Genomic DNA, 17,827 nt, shown 5'->3' with positions numbered 1-17,827 from the left:
TTCGCACTGCTCGGCTGTCTTCGCCCCACAGTGGTGACCATGCTGAACCGAGTAGCCGTCCTGTCCGACATTCACGGAGTCCTGCCGGCTCTGGAGGCCGTACTCGCCGAACCAGACGTGTGCGCCGCCGACCGTATCGTGCTCACCGGCGACATCACCGCCGGCCCGCAACCAACCCAGGTTCTCGACCTGCTGACCAGTCTCGGCGACCGCGTCATCTGGATCAGTGGCAACGCCGACCGTGAACTCCTCGAATACCGCCGGGGGCAACGCGACACGATTCCCGATCCAATCGCCCCCTGGGCCGCTGGACAGCTCCGCGACGACCACCTCGACCTTCTCGGCTCTTTGCCGCGATCACTCTCCCTGTCCGTGCGCGGTCTGGGAAAGGTGCTGTTCTGCCATGCCACCCCCCGTGACGACGAAGAGGTTGTCCTGGTCGACTCCCGGCTCGACCGCTGGAAAGAAGTCTTCAACACACTCGACAGCGACATCCGCACCGTGGTCTGCGGCCACACCCACATGCCGTTCGTCCGCCTCGCACACAGCCGCCTCGTGATCAACCCGGGCAGCATCGGGATGCCCTACGGACGAACCGGAGCGCACTGGGCCCTCCTGGGCCCGGGCGTCGAACTCCGCACCACGAACTTCGACATCGAGGCCGCAGTCACGCGGCTTAACCGGGACTCCTCCTATCCCGAAATCGCTGAGTGGGCCGACTACTTCCTGCACGCTCGGGCGACCGATGCCGACGCCCTCGCAGCCTTCGCCCCACGGGACGGACGCGACCACAGGCCGTGACACTCGCCCCCTTCCACGGCAGGGGGCAGCCGAACACCGACGACACGATCAACGGCGCTTACCGATCCCGATGCCGTATCACGAGCGGCAGGACAGCTCGCCGTGCGCGCCTGGGAGCGGGAGGGCCAGCCCGTGGCGGGCGCCGATGCCGGGACGGTTTCGTCGTGTGCTCACGGAGCAATGGCAGGGCCGTCGCCGGGGAGGGGTGCCGGCCCTCCTTCTTGCCCTGGACGATGATGAGCCGGGCAGCGGGCTCGCCGGGCAGTCACCGTCGGCCGGGCTGGAGCTGAGTTACCGGCCTTCCGCGCCGGGTCTCGGGGCCGGAGCGACCGGCGCAGGCCGGGTAGCCGCGCCGATCGCTCATCGCAGCCCCGGCCCCGTCGAAAGAGTCAGCGCCGGCACTGCCGAAGGTCTGCGTTTCCGCTGGCAGAGCGCCGGCGCTCAACAACAGGACGCTCAACAACGACGCGCGCACTCTTGCGCTCGCGGTTACTTGCGAGAATTAACAATCTCCCAAGTGATCGATCTGCCCTGAGGCGCAAGATTCTGCTTTTTCTGTTTTTTGGTTTCCAGAAATCCAGAAATTGCTAGAGTTGCTCGGCGTGACGACCTCTCCGGCGGCGACGCCGTGCAAGCACTGCGGCATGCCGATCGAGCAGCGGCCGGGGCGGGGGAGACCCCGGGAGTACTGCCCCGAGGGCGACTGCCAGGCGGCGGCGAAGCGCGAGCGGGAGCTGCGCCGCGCGACACCGGGACTCGAGGGCGCGCTCGCCCGCGCCGAGGATCTGTACGAGCGCATGGAGAAGGGGCTGACCGCCGCGATCGCCCCGCTCGCGCAGGTGTTGTCCGAGGAGCTGAGCCCCGCGGGAGTGGAGGCGCGGCTGAGCGCGGTGCAGGCTGAGGCGCACACCCGCGTCGCCATCGCCCGCACCGAGCGCGAGCAGGCGTTCGAGCAGGTACGGCTCGCCCGCGAGGCGACCGAGGAGGCGAAGCGCGAAGCGGAGGAGGCCCGCCGGCAGACCGAGGAGGCGCACGCGGAGCGCGACACGGCGTTCGCCGACGCGGAGACGGCCAGGGAGCAGGCGCTCGCCGCGCTGCGCGAAGCCGCGACGACGGAACGGATGGCGACGCAGGCGGTCGAGGACGCCCGCACGCGCGCCGACCTGGCCGAGACCGCCCGTGAGCGGGCCCTGCACGAGCTCGCCGAGCAGACCGAGCGCGCCGCCGCCGAGGTGCGGCAGGCCCAGGCCGACGCCGTACAGGCACGGCAGGAGAGCGAGCGGGCCCGCGCCGACGCCGCGGCCGCCGGAGCCGACGCGGAGATGGCTCGCCGGGCACACCGGGAGGCCGAGCAGGCGAGCGCCGCCGCCATCGCCCGGGCCCAGGCGGCGGAGGCGGAGCGTGACCGCGCTGTCACCAGGGCCGACGCCGAACGGGACCGGGCGGAGGCCGCGGAGTCGGCCCGCGCGCTCGCCGTCGCGGAGACCGCGCGGGCTCAGGCCGAGACCGCGACGGCCCAGGCCGACGCCCGCGCCGCCCGCGAGGAGCTGGCGGCCGCGACGGAGCGGGCTCGGTCCGCGGAGACGGAGCGGGAGCGGCTCCAGGCCGAGCTGGCCCTGGAACGGGCGCGCCTGCAGGACCTCCGCGCGCAGCTCGACGCGTCGAGGACGGAGGCGGCCCAGCTTCGCGAGCGCGCGGTCGCGGCCGAGCTCCGGGTGGACCGCCATGAAAGGGCGCGTACCGGCGACGGCGGGCCTGTGGCCGAGGGCGACGCGCGGGACTGAGCGTCCCTGAACATCCGGCCGTGGTACTGCTGGGCTCGTCTATTCAACTGTCGCGAGTTGTCGTTCCAATGGGCCTGATGGCGACGTTCCGTGTTCATCGACGTCGACGCCGCCGTCATAGCGGTGATCGACTCCCGGACCACCGCCTGCGGTGAAATCGAGATCCGGTCGGTGGTGCTCGAGCCCGCCGAGTACGCCGTGCTGAGTCCGGAACGCGAGGACTACCTGCGGACGCAGATCGCACACCGATTAGGTTTCCGCGCCGCGCCCGTCTGTACGTGTGAGATCGACTCACGGGAGGCTGGCACGATGCGGAAACTGATCTTCGGCATGAACGTGACCCTGGACGGCTACATCGCCGCGCCCGGCGACGACCTCGGCTGGAGTGGGGGGGAGGGACCGGACTCGTCGCCGAGCGCCGAGCTGTTCCAGTGGTGGTCCGACCGGGTGGACGCGACGGGCCTGGCGCTGTACGGGCGCAAGCTGTGGGAGGCGATGAGCTCCCACTGGCCGACCGCCGACAAGCAGCCGGGTGCCACACCGGCGGAGATCGAGTTCGCGCGCCGCTGGCGGGACATGCCGAAGGTGGTGTTCTCATCGACGATCGACAAGGTCGACTGGAACACCCGCCTGGTCACCGGCGACGCGGTCGCCGAGATCGCCCGGCTCAGGGCCGAGGACGGCGGCCCGATGGACATCGGCGGCGCGACGCTCGCCGGGGCGGCCATGCGAGCCGGGCTGATCGACGAGTACGTGCTGGTCACCGTGCCGGTCCTGGTGGGCGGCGGCACGCCGTTCTTCACCGCGCTGGACAGCTGGGTGAACCTGAACCTGGTCGAGATGCGGACATTTCCCGGCGGCGTGGTGCTGACCCGATACGAGACGAGGCGATGAGCACGGGCCAAAATGCTCGGCTCGTAAGGCCAGGTCGAGATCCTTCCTGGCGTCCTCACCGTGACCATCGGCGATGAGGGAACCTTTTCCCGGCCCTTCCTTGCGTTCCGAGTGAGCTGTTGACCGACTCGCTGAAGATGAGGACGACGGTGACGCCGGCCCGTGCGCTGGACTCGTCGACGATGGGGACGTGTCTGATCACAGCGTCGCGGGCAGGCTCAGCCATGGTTTGTCGGTGGCGTCGAATCCGGTGAGCTCGGCGACCTTCCCGTCGACGATGTGCAGGACCGCGATGTTGAACAAACGGTATTCCGGATCGTCGGGGGTGCGAAGGTACAGCACGGCGGCAGGCATGCGGTTGACCGTCGTGGCGATGCAGCGCCAGTCGTCGTAGCCGCGCTGGAAGAGCCCACCGGAGACCCAGCCGTCCACCGCGTCCTTGGCCGTGACGATCAAGGTGCCCGGCTCGGGCAGCATCGCGAAGCGCAGGTCGTCGCGCAGCAGGGCCATCAGCCCGTCGAGGTCGTTGCGCTCATGGGCGTCCATATACGACTTCACCACGCCGCGCTCGTCAGCCGACAGCTCGTGCGTGGCAGGGCTCCGCCAGTCGAGGCGGCGGCCGGGCAGCTGCTCGCGCATCGTCACGCGCGCCCGCTGCAGTGCGCTGGTCACCGACGCGACGGTCAGCTCGAGGGCGTTGGCGGCCTTCGACGCCGGCCAGCCGAGGAGGTCGCGCAAGATGAACACCGCCCGCTGCCGCGGCGGCAGGTGCTGGACGGCGACGATGAACGCCAGCTCGATCGTCTCCCGCGCCACCACCGATTCCTGCGGGTCCTCCGGGAGCATCCGGTCCGGGTAGGGCTGCAGGTAGCGCACTTCCGAGCCCGCGCCCAACAGCTCGGCAGGCACGGGTGTGCGGTCGTTGCGCTTCTCCAGGAAGTCGAGGCAGGCGTTCGTCGCGATCCGGTACAGCCAGGTCCGCAGCGCAGCGTGGCCCTTGAACGACTCCTGCTTGTTCCACGCCCGCAGGAACGTCTCCTGCGTCATGTCCTGGGCGTCGTCGTAGTTCGCGAGCATCCGGTAGCAGTGCACCTGCAGCTCACGCCGGTAGCGCTCCGTGATGAGCGCGAACTGTGCTGCGTCATTTGAGCGGGCCGCCGCGATGAACGCGGCCTCGTCGTCGCCTAGCAGTCTGGCGTCGGTCATGGTCGTCAATCCTTCCACGGGTGGCGAGGGGCTACCAGAAGTGACGACCTGGCGGAGGATTTCTGAGCGGTGAAGCCGCTGACACCGGGCCGTTCGTCAGGCCGGATGGGTCGCGTCGATCCAGGGGACGTGTTCGGGTCGGGCACCCCCTCGATGTCGAGGTGGGGTCCCCGTAGTACTGGGGAAGATCGGGCGGATATGGCTGGTCTGGCTGATCGCCCAGTGCAGCGGCCGATCCCGGCCGGCCGGCGGCAAGCCCGGCAGCTCCGGGGCCGGGGCGTCCTCGTTGCCGGCGGCGGTGTGTTCCGCTGGAGCGGGTGGGGGCGGCTGGAGGTGCCGGCCTCCTCATCGAAGGTGACCGGGGCCGCGAGAGCGTTCAGGTTGCGGTGCTTGAGCGGGGAGAGCCGGGCGATGTCGGGGGGCGAGCAGCATCCGAACGCCCAGTGGCGTTAGCGGGCCGTCGGGGGTCGGGTCATCGTCACTGGCCGTTCGGATGCGGGTGGCGTGGCAGGCCTCGTTATTGACCTTGACCTTAGGTCAGGGTGCACGCTGAGTGGGTGACCAACTTCAGCTCCCCCTGGACCGGCATGGTGCCGATCGACGACACCGCGCTGGCTGTGACCGACACCGGCGGGCCCGGCCCTTGCGTGGTCTACCTCAATGGCCAGTTCGCCAGTCAGCGGTACTGGCGGCGCGTCATCGCCGAACTCGGCAGCGGCTACCGGCACGTCACCTACGACATGCGAGCCCGCGGCCGATCGATGCGTTCGGCCGAAGCCGCCTCGTTCGAGGCGCACGTCGGTGACCTCGGCACCGTCCTTGCGGCCAGGGGCGTGGACCGGCCGCTTCTGGTCGGCTGGTCCTACGGCGCGCCGGTCGCGCTGCACTGGGCCAGCCGGAACCCGGACCACGTTGCGGGGGTGGTGTCCGTGGACGGCGCGTACCCGTATGACTTCGCCTACGCCGAGGAGCGGATCCGGCGGCTGTGGCGTCGGTCGCGCTGGCTGCTGCCCATGCTGTCCACGATGGGCATGGCCGGGAAGATGTCCGCCGAGCAGCATGCCCAGAGCAACATCGAGCTCAACGAGATCTACGCCGCCCTCGATCCGGTCTTCGACAGCGTGACCTGCCCGGTCCGGTACGTGGTCGCCACGGGCGGCAATCTCGGAGGCGACCGTGATGAAATGGAAAGCATGCGCGCCAGCCTCACCCCGGTGCTCGCCCGCAACCCGGACATCAAAGTGAGCGCGAAGGTCGCCAGCAACCACGGCAACATGCTGCGCAAGGACTTTCGTGCCGTCGCGGACGCGGTTCGCGAGCTCGCCGGCACCCCACGATCACGAGGTCGGCAGAGCAGATGACGGACGGCGTCACGATCGGCCAGGCCGCGGCATTCGCCGGCATCACGGTGAAGGCCGTGCGGCATTACCACAAGCACGGGCTGATCGACGAACCACGCCGCGACAACTCCGGCTACCGACGTTACGGCTCGGCCGACCTGCTGCGACTGGTCCAGATCCGGACGCTGGCCGCCGCCGGCGTACCGCTGGCCGAGGTCGGGGCGATACTCGACGCCGATCCTGACCGGTTCGCCGCCGCGCTCGTCGACGTCGAACGGCGCCTCAATGACCGGATCGACGATCTGATCGCGCGGCGCGAGACGCTGCGCCGACTCGCCGCCGGCGACCGGGCCCTGCTGCCCGACAGCGTTCTCGCGAAGCTGGACCGGGTGGCCGCCGACCTCGACTTCACGCCGGACGACGTGACGATGGCCCGGGAGGGCCTGGTGCTGATCAGGGCCCTGGTGCCGGAGGGCTTCGATGACTATGTCTCCCGGGTCGAGAGCGGCCTCGACGATCCTCGATACGTCTCCTTGGTCAAGCGCCTGTGGGGTGCCGCAGAGTGGGAGCCAGACGACCCCCGGGTCGACGAACTGGCCACCGCCATGGCCGACTACTACCTCTCCCATCCCGCACTGCTGCCCATCCCTGCCGGACTTCGGGCCGGCGCCGACGGCGCGATTCGGTACAGCCTGCTCGCCCACCACGGAGAAGAGCAGAAGCCGGCCTGGATCCGACTGAGGGCGTTGTTCGAGGCAAGAATGCGCTCGGCCGGCATCGACATCGTGTAGCAGCTCCCGACTGACTGAGCCCTGCGGCCGTATCCCCGGCTCGTCTGTCTCGGCGTCGCTGAACCGCCTGGCCGGGATCAATGCTGGAACTTCTGCTGGCGGGGGCCGCGCAGTTGCCCCACGCGGACGCGGATCTCCGCGAGGTGCGATCCGGCGGCCACCGCTTGCTGCCCGTCCACGGCGCGGGCCCGGTTGCCAGCTCGATTCGATCCAGGTGGACGCTCATGGTGTGGGGCATCGTGGCCATCAGGTCGGTGAGTTCCCCGGCCGCGGCGAGCGACCCCCGGTCCTGGACCGCCTCCTGCCCGGAACCGGCCGGTCAGCCGGGGCGGCGGAGGGTGCGGCGCACGGCCAGGCCGCCGAGGGCCGCCGATGCGAGCGCCAGGATTCCCGCCTCAGTCCATTGGAAGCGCCAGAACCTGGACGGGGGCTGGTAGTACACCACGTGCCGGTAGCCCTTGCCGAACAGGCAGGCCTGCCACGCCTCGGTGTTCTTGTTGCTCTGCCCCATGTCCACCCGGCGCCGGCAGCCGCTGTCGACCGGTTCGGCAACCTCCCTCCCGGACGGCTCCACCCAGGCGGCGCTCACCAGCCGGACGTCGGGATCGTCCAGCAGCACGGTGCCGGACAGCTCGGTACGCGCCGGCTCGGCGTAGTGGTCGCTCAGCTGGAACAGCGTGAACATCGTCATCGCCACCCCGGCCACGACCAGCGCCATCGCGGGCAGCGTCCGTCGGAACAGGGTGCCGGCTGCGGTGCCGAGCGCGAACGCGTACAGCCACCACGCCGCCGGCGCCACCCCGACCATGTTGAACACGCCGATGTTGCCGAACGTGGAGTCGACCCCCGCCCTGAACACCGGCCGCCACAGGCTCACCATGAGCGACAGCAGCAGCCCGCCCGCCACGACCGGCCGCCCAGGACCGACAGCTTGACCGCCAGCCACCGCCATATGGGCACGGCCTGGGTCCAGGCCAGGCGGTGGGTGCCGCGCTCGTACTCGCGGCCGAGCAGCGGCGCGCCCCAGAACGCCCCGATCAAGGCCGGCGCCACCAGCGGCATCCAGCCGAACACCGAGTAGACCGCGTCGTAGCGCTGCCCGAGCGCCACCGCCAGGTCGCCGCACGCCAGAGCCGGCCCGGGGCAGCCCGGCGGGGCGTGCGCGGCCACGTACCAGCTCGCCTCTACGGCCGAGCCCAGCAGCAGCGCCCCCAGCAGCGCCAGGAAGCCGGCCGTCATGAGGATCTGCGCCCGGTGCTGGCGCCATGTCACCCAGATCACGCATCCACCCCCGCCAGGTGCGGCAGCACCGCCGACTCGGGGCTGCGCAGGTAGCCCATGACGAGCTCGTCCAGCCCGGGGCGCCGCGCCTGCCAGCGCGGGTCGAGCGGCGGCGCGCCCCTGACCAGCATGCTGACCTGCCTGCCGGTACGGCTCGCGCTCACCATCTGCGTCCCCGCCGCCGACGCTTCGTGCGGCCCGGTGAGTACGAGATGCTTGTCGAGCAGTTCCTCGATGTCGCCGCTGACCTGCAGTCGGCCCCCGTTCAGCACGATCAGCCAGTCGCAGGTCTCCTCCAGGTCGGAGACGACGTGCGAGGACAGCAGCACGGTCAGCTCCCGCCCGGCCACCTCCGCCATGATCGAGCGCATCACGTCGTGACGGGCGAGCGGGTCGAGGTTGGCCAGCGGTTCGTCCAGCACGAGCAGGTCGGGTCGGCTGGCCAGCGCCAGCGTGACCGCCACCTGTGCCTGCTGCCCGCCCGACAGCCCGCTCACCTTCCGCTCCAGCGGGATGCCGAGTCCGGCCAGCCGGCCGGCAGCGGCGGCGTCGTCCCAGCGGGTGTTCATGCGGCGGCCGAAGATGAGCATCTCGGCGACGGTGAAGCTTTCGTACAGTGGCTTGTCCTGCGCCACGAACGCCGCCTCGCCGGCAACGCGGACGCTTCCCAGCGCGGGCCGCAGCAGGCCGACGGCCGCGTGCATGAGCGTGGTCTTGCCCGCGCCGTTGGGCCCGACGAGCGCCGCCACGCGTCCTGCGGGCACCGACAGCGAGCAGTCGCGCAACGCCCACGTACGGCGACGGCGGACCCCCAGCCCGGTCGCCTCCAAAGCCGGTCTCACGCCACGCCCTCCCTCGCGGCGTCGGCCAGGACCACGGTGAACAGCGCTCGGAGGTCCTCCTGATCCAGCCCGGCCGCGCGGGCCTCGCGCACCCACGCCTCCAGACCGCGCCGCAGCCGCGTGTGCTCGGCGAGCGTCGCACCCGCGATGCCCTGCCGGACGAACGTGCCCATCCCCGGCCGCCCCTCGACCAGCCCTTCGCGCTCCAGCTCCCGGTAGGCCTTGAGCACGGTATTGGGATTGATGGCGAGGCTCTCGACCACCTCGCGAGCGGTCGGCAACTGGTCGCCCGGCCGCAGCGTACCGAGCCGGAGCGCTTGTTTGACCTGGTGAACGAGCTGCAGGTACGTCGAAACCCCCGAGCCTCGGTCCAGGTTGAACTCGATCAACAAAACACCCTTTCACTAATCGAATAGTGAAAGGGTGTTGTATTCGATCACGCTTGTCAACCCGTGGTCGGCACGCGGACTCCGCCCTTTGGTGGCCGGCCACGATGGCCGCCCGGAGGTGTTCGACGACATGATCGGCTGCGCCCGTAGCGTGCGAGCCCAGGGGCGCCGGTGCCGGAGATCGTGCCCAAGCTGGTCGTTCCCAGCGGCAAGAACAAGGGACGCCACCCGACCTCGGCCGGGGTCTACCGGGTGCCGGCCGAGGTCGGGGCCGACCAGACGTTCAGGACGGCGCCGCCCCCATTGACAGCCTGACAGCCTGCTTGAGGAAGACGACGGCGTCGATCGTGTCGAGCTGGGCCGGGTCCAGCGGGAAATAGGCGAAATCGCGGGAGATGCGCGCGGCGGGCTTCGTGATGGCCTCGGCCAGGCGGCGGGCGTCGATGAGCGAGTGGTCCCACGGGAGCGTGGACAGGACGCCCTCGACCGTGTCCGGGGGCGGGGTGTCGTCACCGACTGTGCCGAGGGCCGAGGCCAGGAAGGCGTACCGGTCGCCCAGGTGCGTCGCGGTGATCGCTCCCGCGCTCCACCACTCCAGCGACTGGTCGCCGAACGGCATCAGGCTCTTGTTCCGCTGCAGGTGGAGGTTGCCGGCGAAGACGAGGGCCGGGCCGTGCTCGGCGACGGCACGCAGGTTGGCGGCCATCATCGCGTCCCGCAGGGCCGACAGCCGGGTCCACCGTTCCGGGGAGGCGTCGGCCATCCAGTAGTGGTAGCGGAGCAGGCCGGTGGCGGTGCGCCCGTACAGCGCCGCCCGCTCCCTGTCCTCCGGGCTCAGCTGCGGCGCCTGCGTGTCGAGCAGCGCCACCAGGTCGTCCGCGATCAGTCGCAGCCGCCGGGCGTCGGCGGACCGGCCGATCGACTGGGACGGATCCATGGCCGCGGCCTCGTTCGACCACCGGTCGTCCGGGCCCAGCAGCGTGTCGAGGATTTCCCTGGTCACCACAGTGCGGGGGAGCGGGCCGTCGAGGAGGGCGTAGAGGGCGGTGAGCGCCTGGCGCGGGCTCGCCGCCCAATACTCCAGAGGGCCGTCGAACCCGAAGAACCGGAGCTTTTCGTCATGCTCCTCGTTGTAGGCCCGCATCCAGCGCACGAGATCGCGGTTGGCCGGTGACGCGCCGAAGCCGTGGCTGAAGCCGCGTTCCATGACGTCATCGAGCGTGCCCGCCCCCGTCGTGATGTAGTCGTCCACCACGAGGCCCATGAGACAGTCGCTCTCGACGGCGAACGACCGGTAACCCTCGTGCTCGACCAGGTGCCGGAAGATCTCGTTGCGCAGCTCGCCCAGTTCCCCCACGAAGTGCCTGGCCTCGCCCAGGCCGAGCAGCAGGGGCCGGGCGGGCAGCGACCGGAGGAGCGCCGAGACGCCCGCGCCGTCGAGCGGACGGGCCGTGTCCTTGATGTCCATGACCTCAACCGTATCTTTGAACCTTCGGTGTAAACTTTCCGGAGACAATCCTCGCTTTCATCGCGATGAACCTTCAATCGGCAATGTGTCCGTGAGGCCGGTGGACCAGGCGCGCGAGCACGGCCTGTCCACCCAGGCGATCAGGAGCGACGAGGACGCCGGCATCCTGCCCCTCAGGCGGAACACCGCCCGGCCGGAACAGCACCCCAGGTCGTCGCCACGGACGGGCGGCCAACGGGCTCGGGGCGTACACCGCGGCCGACAGGACCGGGCCCACCCCGGTGCCGGGTGTGTGGGTCGCGGGCAACCTCGCCGATCCCACCGCGAACGTATTCGCGGCGGCCGCCACCGGCTCGGGCGCCGCCAGAGCGATCAACACCGACCTCATCGCCGAGGACACCCGCCGCGCCGTGCGGGCCCGCGTCGATCCCTTCTCACCCGAATCGGAAGCCCGCCTCTGCGAGCAGGTCATAGGCGACCGGCCACGGCATGTGACTCCAGGTCGCGCACGCCGGACAAGCTGACCGGCTGACCGGCCGTCGATGTCGCACACGCCGAGCCTCAGCAGGAGCGAGTGCCGGAGATGCCGGACGGCCTGCTCGTCCGACGATCGGGATCGTGGCGGAACAGCTCGATCGCGTTACTTGGTGTGCACGATCTGGATCAGGTTGCCGCAGGTGTCGTCCAGGACGGCTGTGGTGACCTGTCCCATCTCCAGCGGCTCTTGCGTGAATCGGACCCCGAGCGCGCGCAGCCGGTCGAACTCGGCGGCCACGTCGTCCACGGCGAAGGAGGCGGCCGGGATGCCGTCATTGACCAGCGCCTCCTTGTACGGCTTCACGGCGGGATGGCCGTCGGGCTCCAGCAGCAGTTCGGTCCCGCCGAGGTCTTCCGGCGAGACCACGGTGAGCCAGCGGGCTGCGCCCAGCGGGAGATCGGTCTTCTTCACGAAGCCGAGCTTGTCGGTATAGAAGCGCAGTGCCTTGTCCAGGTCATCGACGAAGACGCAGGTGATGTAGATCCTCATGGTGCCTCCGGGGTGTCGGGCTTGAGCCACCGGGTGACGATGCGCTCAAGGGGTTCGGTGGTCAGATCGTGGAACTTGTAGCGGCCCTGGCGCCGCGTGCGGACCAGACCTGCGGATTCCAGTACCGCCAAATGCTGGCTGATCGCCTGGCGGGACAGTCCGAGACCGTGTTTGGTGACCAGCCGTGTGCAAATCTCGAACAGGGTCTGGCCGTCCCGCTCCACCAGCTCATCAAGGATGCGCCGGCGGGTGGGGTCGGCCAGGGCCTTGAAGACATCCTCCGCCATGACTCCCACAATAGGCAAGTACCGACTTGCCTATCAAGTTGGGTTCGCGGCGCCCGAAGGCCCAGGAGGGCGGCGACCCGAGGTGCGGAACAGGGCGCCACCGGCCGAGCGGGAAAGTGGCCGGTCGGCGGCGAGACGGTGGGCCGCGCGGAATCGGGTGAGCTGTTGCCGGTCGCGTTGCGGCTGCGGACTTGCCGCGGTGGACTCAACTGACAGGCATCACCGCCGCCGGAAAACCGTTTGAGCCTTCCTTCCGCGTTCCCGTAGGTTGCCTGCGGCCCCGTCGCAGTGAGGACAGAGGACAAACCGCGTGACCCCGCCTGCTCTTTAGACCTGACACCTTCTTCCGCTCACCTTCAAGCCGACCCTCTCGTCGGCTCTGCCGGGCTGCCCATGTGCGCCCGGTCATACAGCGTTTGAGGCCGCGCGCAATCGGCCTCGTGTCAGGTCTAGAGAGATCATGTCTTCACAACCTCATACCGTGCTGCCCTGGGTCGTTCGTCGGACCAGGCTGCCTCTACTGTCGTTTCGGTGCGTCGACTGTCGGTCGGAGTCGGCCACCACCGGCGCGGGCAGGTTCCGCGTCAACGCCAACGGCAAGCTGCTGGACGTGTGGCTGCTGGTCCGCTGCGTGTCCTGTGATCGGACGAGCAAGCTCACCGTGCACGAGCGAGCGCCGGTCAGATCCTTCGATCCGGCCGAGCTCGACGGCTACCGCGCCAACGATCCGGAGCTGGTGGCGGCCAAACTGTTGGATCCGCTGCTCGCCCGGCGCAACCGGTTCACGCTGGACTGGAAGGGGGCCTGGCGGCTGGACACCCCGTCGGCATGGCTCGACGAGACGTGGCCGGTCCAGGTGGAGGTCGTCTTCGAGGATCCGGTGCCGATGCGACCGGAGCGGCTCATCGCGCAAGGGCTCGGCATCAGCAGGAACGAGGTGCTGCGCCGGATCAAGTGCGACATTCCGCTGCGGCGTCCGGTGAGCGCCGGGTTCACCTTCACCGTGATGGCCGGGGACTAGCGGGGATGTCGCGGCGGCGGTCCTCTCCCTGGCCGGGGACCGCGCCGCGACATCGTCGGCAAGACCAAGAACGGCCCGCCGGCGTGGCCGGGGCGGCACTGCCGGAGACGTCATCATGGCGTTGCGGGGCTGTGGCTGCTCCCCGGCCGCGCCGGCGACTCGTAGCAGCTGCCGGCGTGCCGGGACGGCGGCCGCCGATCAGCGTGACGCGGTCGCGACCGCGAGGCCGAAGCCGATGAGCGCGAGACCTGTCGTGCGTCCGAGCGTGCGGCCTCCGCGTTCCGTCGGTCCAGCGAATGTTTCCGACCTATATTCATCAGGAGAACCGACCGTTCCACGGACGCGCGAGAAGCGAAGAGAGCGATCCGCCGATGTACGACCTGCACCGACTGCGACTGCTGCGCGAACTCAAGCACCGCGGCACCCTCGCGGCCGTCGCCGCCGCCCTGTCCTACAGCCCGTCCTCGGTCTCCCAGCAGCTTTCCCTCCTGGAGGCGGAGGTCGGTGTCCCGCTGCTGGAACCGGTCGGCCGCCGGGTACGGCTGACAACGCAGGCGGAGATCCTCGTCGCGCACACCGAGGCGGTGCTGGAGCGGCTGGAACGAGCCGAGGCGGACATCGCGACCTCCCTGACCGAACTGACCGGCACGCTGCGCATCGCCTCGTTCCAGACCGCGGCCCTCGCCCTGGTGCCGCCCGCGCTGACCATGCTGCGCGACCTCCACCCCGCCCTGCGGGTGCACGTGACGCAGATGCCTCCGGAAGCGGCCCTGCCCGCGCTCCAGGCCCGCGACTTCGACCTGGTCATCGCCGAGGAGTATCCGGGTAACCCCAACCCTCGGCCCGCAGGACTCGAACAGGAAGATCTGCTCGACGACCCCCTCCACCTGGCGACGCCCGGACCCGCGGACGAGAAGTACGGCCCCACCGCCTCGCCGCGCTCGCTCGCCGGCCACCCGTGGGTCATGGAGCCCGAGGGCACCGCCGCCCGCCACTGGGCCATGACCCTGTGCCGCAACGCCGGCTTCGAACCCGATGTGCGCTTCGAGACCACCGACCTCCTGATCCACCTGCGCCTTGTCGAGCTGGGCCACGCCGTCGCCCTGCTCCCCGACCTCGTATGGAACGGAAAGCCGCCGACCGTCGCGCTGCGTCGGCTTCCCGCCGGCCAGCGCAGCCGCCGCGTCTTCACCGCGGTGCGCCAAGGCCGCAGCCGGCACCCCGGGATCAAGGCGTGCCGCCGCGCGCTCCGGCAGGCGGCCGCGGACGTGACGGCCCCGGCCGGCGCCTGATGTCCGGGGCGTGGGAGATGACCGGTCAGCTCCGCTTGTCGACCGCCCTGCGGGAAGGCGCCGTCGGGACGAGGCTCCGCAAGTGGTCGCGAGCGACCTTCATGATCGACGCGAGCTGCGCCACCTGCTGCTCGCTCAGCAGGTCGATCAAGCCCGCCCTGATGGTCGCCACATGCCCCGGAGCCGCGGCGAGGAGTACGGCACGCCCCTGCTCGGTGAGGGAGATCAGGATGCCGCGCTCGTCGGAGGGGTCGGGATCGCGCCGGACGAGCCCGCTCTTGACCAGTTGGCCCACCTGGTAGTTCAGGCCGCTCGGTGAACAGACCATCAGCGCGGCCAGTTCGGTCATGCGCAGGCTCTCGGGGCTCTCGTTGAGCCGGTGCAGGATCTCGTACTGCACCCGGGTCACCCCGCCCGCCTCGCGCAGATGAAGTTCCACCAGCCGGTTGAGCAGGTCGGACGCCTCGAGGAAGCCGGCCCACGCCTGCATCTCGGTCTCGTTCAGCCATCTGGGCTCGCCCATGAGCGTCACTCTACCGGGTGCTTCGAATTCGAAGTTAAGTGTGCTACGTTGCTTCGAATTCGAAACAAGAACAGGAGAAGTCTCGTGGAGATCTGCGTCATCGGAACGGGCAACGTCGGCTCCGTCCTGGCGGAGCGGTTCGCCGAGGTCGGCCACGGTGTCACCACCGTCAACACCTCGACGCCTCAGGAGCGGGCGGTCGACCAGGCCACACGCGCCGACGTCGTCGTACTGGCCGTGCCCTACCCGGCGGTGAAGGGATTCGACGGCGAACTGAAGGCGGCGCTGCGCGGGAAGGTCGTGATCGACGCCACCAATCCGTTGTCGCCCGACTTCATGTCCCTGACCGTGGGCCACGAGACCTCGGGCGGCGAGCAGGTCGCGGCCGCGCTGCCGGGCGCGAGGGTCGTCAAGGCGTTCAACACCGTGTTCGCGGCCACCATGGCGACTCCCGTGCTGGATGGCCGCCGGCTGCTGGTGCCGGTGGCGGGAGACGACCCGGAGAGCAGGAAGGTCGCCGTCGAACTGGGAACCCAGTTGGGGTTCGACGCGATCGACGTGGGGCCGATGACCAACGCGCGGTATCTGGAGCCGGTGTGCGAGCTGCTGGTCCAGCTCGGGTACGGCCAAGGGCTGGGGGAGCGGATCGGCCTCGTTCTCGCCCGAGGCCGGTAGCGCCTCGAGGGGCGCGTCGGCCCTCTTCGGGATCCGGTGCAGGTGAAGGTTGCCGGGCGCCGAACGGCGCCTCGCCGCGACGGCGGACGCCTACGGGGCTCCGGCCGATGCGGCCGGCGCCCGTGACGGTGAAGTCGGCGGGCGGGTAGGCGATCTCAACATTGCTCACCCTCCGCCCACCGCCGGCTCATGCACGGGAACGCGCGACTCCGTCAGCCGGGGATCACCGCGACGGCTTCCACCTCGACCAACTGGTCGTGGTAGCCGAGAACGGCGACCCCGAGCAGGGTGCTGGGCACGTCGTGCTCGCCCATGTACTCGCGATACACCTCCCACGCGGCGACCAGGTCGGCCTGGTTGGAGGAGGCCACGTACACGGTGGTCTTGGCGACGTCGGTCAGTGACGCGCCGGCGCCCTCCAGCGCGGTCACAAGGTTGCGCATCACCTGGTGGGTCTGGCCCGCGTAGTCCCCGACGGCGACCGTGTTGCCGTCGAGGTCGAGCGGGCAGGCGCCGGCCACCCAGATGGAACGCACGGGGGCGTCGGCGACGGCGGCGTAGGCGTATTCGACGGTCTTCGCGAGACGGTCGTTGCGGATCAGTCGCACTGCAGAATTAGTAGGCATCCGCATATAATCTACAGATGCTTTTCATCTGTCAACGACTATCGTTGGGCCCGTGACGGATCGCCGCGACCTTGCCGAGATGCTCCAGCCCCTGGTGCAGTCGCTCATCGCCGCCGAGCGACCTGTGCTGGCCGCACACGGGATCACCATGTGGGGCTACGCGGTGCTCACCGCCCTCGACAACAACACCGTACGCACCCAGGCCGCCCTGGCGGAGGCGATCGGCGCCGACAAGACCCGCATCATCAGCACTCTGGACAGGCTGCAGGCCGACGGGCTCATCTCGCGCGACCCCGACCCCCGTGACCGCCGGGCGCGCATCCTCGCGATCACGGCCAGGGGCAGCGACGCCTGCCGGTCGGCGCGGGCCGCCATCCAGGCCAACGAGGAACGGCTGCTCGCCCGGCTGCCCGCGGACGAGCGCCTGGGCTTCCTGCGCGCCGTAGAGGCGCTCTCCCGCCTCACCCGCGAGGAGATCGTCGGCGGACCCGGCTGATCATCGGTGCGACCACGCACGCCGCCCCCCTCCAGCCCGACCATGCCGATCACTCGCGGCGTCGCCTTGGCCGGGATGTCGAACACCTACGTCAGCGTGATCCGCCGGCCGGGGTTGATCTCGTCGTACAGGCCCGCGCCGCTCTCGCGGTTCTGGTCGATCGTCGCATCGGAGCTCACGTTGTACTGCTTGGCGTCGGTCATGTACGGGTTGGACATGCGAATCCTCCGTGTCTCCCTGGGCGCTTCACCGAGCGGCGGCGCTGGACGAGGGCGATCCTGATCGTCGGGATCAAGGTCAGCGTGGCGATGGCGGCGCCGACCACGGCGGGTCCGGTGGCCTCCAGGGACGAGTCGAGGGCGTGCCCGGCGATCCAGGTGCCGACCGCCGTGCCGAGATTGAACGCCGAGACGCTCAGGGCGGACGCCAGGGTAGGCGCCTCACCCGCGAAGCGGACCGACAGGGAGATCAGCACCGGATTGGCGCCGAGCCCGAAGAACCCCAGCAGCGCGACCAGAACGACCGTGGCCCAGGCGTGGGCCGACAGCAGGCAGATCGCCGGCAGCAGGACCGTGGCACCCGTGGCCGCCCCGATCGTCGCGGTGTGCGGGCGGGCGTCCCCCAGCCGGCCCCCGACCAGCGAGCCCGCCAAGGCTCCGATGCCGAAGCCGACGAGCACCAGCGGCACGAGCCCGGCCGCGATACCGGTCCGGCCGGTCAGCAGCGGCGCGATGTAGGAGTAGGCCGACAGCACCCCGCCGGTCGTGGTCGCGCAGGCAGCCAGCACCAGCCACAGGCGACCCGAGCGCAGAGCCGCCACCTCCGACCGCACCGAAACCGCCCGATGATCCGGGCCGTCGTGCGGGACGGTGCGGGCGATCAGGCCGGCGGCCGCCACCGCCAGGACCGCCAGCGCCCAGAACGGGCCCCGCCAGCCCACCAGTTGCCCGGCGAACGCGCCGAGCGGCACACCGACGACATTGGCGAGCATGCCTCCGGCGCCCACCAGGCCCAGGGGCGCGGGAGCCCGCGGCGGGACCCGCGGCGCGGCCGGCGGTCACGTTGGCCACCGCCCAGAACGCCC

General features: G+C 70.3%; 20 protein-coding genes and 1 pseudogene. 10 read left to right on the top strand and 11 right to left on the bottom strand.

Annotated features, from left to right (window positions below):
- The first annotated feature begins 39 nt into the window (after nt 1-39).
- The 3 genes from AWQ70_RS03975 to AWQ70_RS03965 all read left to right on the top strand — a co-directional run bounded on the left by AWQ70_RS03975 (nt 40) and on the right by AWQ70_RS03965 (nt 3,479).
- Nucleotides 40-801, top strand: coding sequence for a metallophosphoesterase family protein (locus tag AWQ70_RS03975; protein ID WP_067170703.1), 762 nt, complete (start codon nt 40-42; stop codon nt 799-801).
- Between the two features lie 602 nt (nt 802-1,403).
- Nucleotides 1,404-2,585, top strand: coding sequence for a coiled-coil domain-containing protein (locus tag AWQ70_RS03970; protein WP_245646717.1), 1,182 nt, complete (start codon nt 1,404-1,406; stop codon nt 2,583-2,585).
- Between the two features lie 309 nt (nt 2,586-2,894).
- Nucleotides 2,895-3,479, top strand: a complete 585-nt coding sequence (locus tag AWQ70_RS03965) for a dihydrofolate reductase family protein (protein ID WP_067170699.1) — start codon at nt 2,895-2,897, stop codon at nt 3,477-3,479.
- 198 nt (nt 3,480-3,677) lie between these two features.
- Here AWQ70_RS03965 and AWQ70_RS03960 read toward each other — a convergent pair whose 3' ends face one another.
- The gene (locus AWQ70_RS03960) at nt 3,678-4,685 is read right to left on the bottom strand and encodes an RNA polymerase subunit sigma-70 (RefSeq protein WP_067170325.1); all 1,008 of its coding nucleotides are present in this window, start codon (nt 4,683-4,685) and stop codon (nt 3,678-3,680) included.
- A 557-nt stretch (nt 4,686-5,242) separates the two neighbouring features.
- Between AWQ70_RS03960 and AWQ70_RS03950 the strand changes: the two genes are divergently transcribed.
- Both AWQ70_RS03950 and AWQ70_RS03945 read left to right on the top strand, forming a co-directional pair.
- The gene (locus tag AWQ70_RS03950) at nt 5,243-6,046 is read left to right on the top strand and encodes an alpha/beta fold hydrolase (protein WP_067170319.1); all 804 of its coding nucleotides are present in this window, start codon (nt 5,243-5,245) and stop codon (nt 6,044-6,046) included.
- Nucleotides 6,043-6,816, top strand: a complete 774-nt coding sequence (locus AWQ70_RS03945) for a MerR family transcriptional regulator (protein ID WP_067170315.1) — start codon at nt 6,043-6,045, stop codon at nt 6,814-6,816. The genes AWQ70_RS03950 and AWQ70_RS03945 overlap by 4 nt, the downstream gene beginning before the upstream one ends.
- 319 nt (nt 6,817-7,135) lie before the next feature.
- Here AWQ70_RS03945 and AWQ70_RS42605 read toward each other — a convergent pair.
- From AWQ70_RS42605 to AWQ70_RS03930, 3 genes and pseudogenes are all read right to left on the bottom strand, one after another.
- Nucleotides 7,136-8,055, bottom strand: a pseudogene (locus AWQ70_RS42605) (ABC-2 membrane transporter-related protein).
- A gap of 38 nt (nt 8,056-8,093) precedes the next feature.
- Nucleotides 8,094-8,939: an ABC transporter ATP-binding protein gene (locus AWQ70_RS03935; protein ID WP_067170312.1), complete on the bottom strand. Its 846-nt coding sequence runs from the start codon at nt 8,937-8,939 to the stop codon at nt 8,094-8,096.
- Nucleotides 8,936-9,328 (bottom strand): GntR family transcriptional regulator, encoded by a 393-nt coding sequence (locus AWQ70_RS03930; RefSeq protein ID WP_067170696.1) that lies wholly within the window; start codon nt 9,326-9,328, stop codon nt 8,936-8,938. Before AWQ70_RS03930 ends, AWQ70_RS03935 begins: the two co-directional genes overlap by 4 nt.
- A 171-nt stretch (nt 9,329-9,499) precedes the next feature.
- Between AWQ70_RS03930 and AWQ70_RS38555 the strand changes: the two genes are divergently transcribed.
- The gene (locus tag AWQ70_RS38555) at nt 9,500-9,643 is read left to right on the top strand and encodes a hypothetical protein (protein WP_157529870.1); all 144 of its coding nucleotides are present in this window, start codon (nt 9,500-9,502) and stop codon (nt 9,641-9,643) included.
- Here the strand turns inward: AWQ70_RS38555 and AWQ70_RS03925 are convergent.
- The 3 genes from AWQ70_RS03925 to AWQ70_RS03910 form a co-directional block, all read right to left on the bottom strand.
- Nucleotides 9,612-10,796, bottom strand: coding sequence for an erythromycin esterase family protein (locus tag AWQ70_RS03925; protein ID WP_067170310.1), 1,185 nt, complete (start codon nt 10,794-10,796; stop codon nt 9,612-9,614). The two genes, AWQ70_RS38555 and AWQ70_RS03925, sit on opposite strands and share 32 nt — an antisense overlap.
- 640 nt (nt 10,797-11,436) lie before the next feature.
- Nucleotides 11,437-11,823, bottom strand: a complete 387-nt coding sequence (locus AWQ70_RS03915) for a VOC family protein (RefSeq protein ID WP_067170304.1) — start codon at nt 11,821-11,823, stop codon at nt 11,437-11,439.
- Complete coding sequence (locus AWQ70_RS03910; protein ID WP_067170300.1) at nt 11,820-12,110, bottom strand: ArsR/SmtB family transcription factor; 291 nt, start codon at nt 12,108-12,110, stop codon at nt 11,820-11,822. Before AWQ70_RS03910 ends, AWQ70_RS03915 begins: the two co-directional genes overlap by 4 nt.
- 481 nt (nt 12,111-12,591) lie before the next feature.
- On the opposite strand from AWQ70_RS03910, the gene AWQ70_RS03905 reads away from it, so the two are divergent.
- Nucleotides 12,592-13,131, top strand: coding sequence for a DUF1062 domain-containing protein (locus AWQ70_RS03905; RefSeq protein ID WP_245646714.1), 540 nt, complete (start codon nt 12,592-12,594; stop codon nt 13,129-13,131).
- A 371-nt stretch (nt 13,132-13,502) separates the two neighbouring features.
- Entirely contained in the window at nt 13,503-14,423 is a 921-nt protein-coding gene (locus AWQ70_RS03900; protein ID WP_067170294.1) for a LysR substrate-binding domain-containing protein, read from the top strand.
- 25 nt (nt 14,424-14,448) lie between these two features.
- Here the strand turns inward: AWQ70_RS03900 and AWQ70_RS03895 are convergent, their stop codons facing one another.
- On the bottom strand, nt 14,449-14,946 hold the full coding sequence (locus tag AWQ70_RS03895) for a MarR family winged helix-turn-helix transcriptional regulator (RefSeq protein WP_067170291.1): 498 nt from the start codon (nt 14,944-14,946) through the stop codon (nt 14,449-14,451).
- Between the two features lie 84 nt (nt 14,947-15,030).
- On the opposite strand from AWQ70_RS03895, the gene AWQ70_RS03890 reads away from it, so the two are divergent.
- Entirely contained in the window at nt 15,031-15,621 is a 591-nt protein-coding gene (locus AWQ70_RS03890; protein ID WP_067170286.1) for an NADPH-dependent F420 reductase, read from the top strand.
- A gap of 212 nt (nt 15,622-15,833) precedes the next feature.
- Here the strand turns inward: AWQ70_RS03890 and AWQ70_RS03885 are convergent, their stop codons facing one another.
- Nucleotides 15,834-16,247, bottom strand: a complete 414-nt coding sequence (locus tag AWQ70_RS03885; RefSeq protein ID WP_373282301.1) for a RidA family protein — start codon at nt 16,245-16,247, stop codon at nt 15,834-15,836.
- Between the two features lie 52 nt (nt 16,248-16,299).
- Between AWQ70_RS03885 and AWQ70_RS03880 the strand changes: the two genes are divergently transcribed.
- A complete protein-coding gene (locus AWQ70_RS03880) occupies nt 16,300-16,743 on the top strand; it encodes a MarR family winged helix-turn-helix transcriptional regulator (protein WP_218004401.1) in 444 nt (147 codons plus the stop codon).
- An 86-nt stretch (nt 16,744-16,829) separates the two neighbouring features.
- Here AWQ70_RS03880 and AWQ70_RS41910 read toward each other — a convergent pair whose 3' ends face one another.
- Both AWQ70_RS41910 and AWQ70_RS41045 read right to left on the bottom strand, forming a co-directional pair.
- Nucleotides 16,830-16,961, bottom strand: coding sequence for a hypothetical protein (locus AWQ70_RS41910; protein ID WP_281196829.1), 132 nt, complete (start codon nt 16,959-16,961; stop codon nt 16,830-16,832).
- Entirely contained in the window at nt 16,943-17,734 is a 792-nt protein-coding gene (locus AWQ70_RS41045; protein ID WP_245646712.1) for an MFS transporter, read from the bottom strand. The genes AWQ70_RS41910 and AWQ70_RS41045 overlap by 19 nt, the downstream gene beginning before the upstream one ends.
- Between the last annotated feature and the right edge of the window lie 93 nt (nt 17,735-17,827).

Source organism: Microtetraspora niveoalba, assembly GCF_001570405.1.
GTDB classification, from domain to species: Bacteria; Actinomycetota; Actinomycetes; order Streptosporangiales; family Streptosporangiaceae; genus Microtetraspora; species Microtetraspora niveoalba.
The sequence above is the reverse complement of the archived record's forward strand: the minus strand, read 5'-3'. Positions and strand labels throughout refer to the sequence as shown.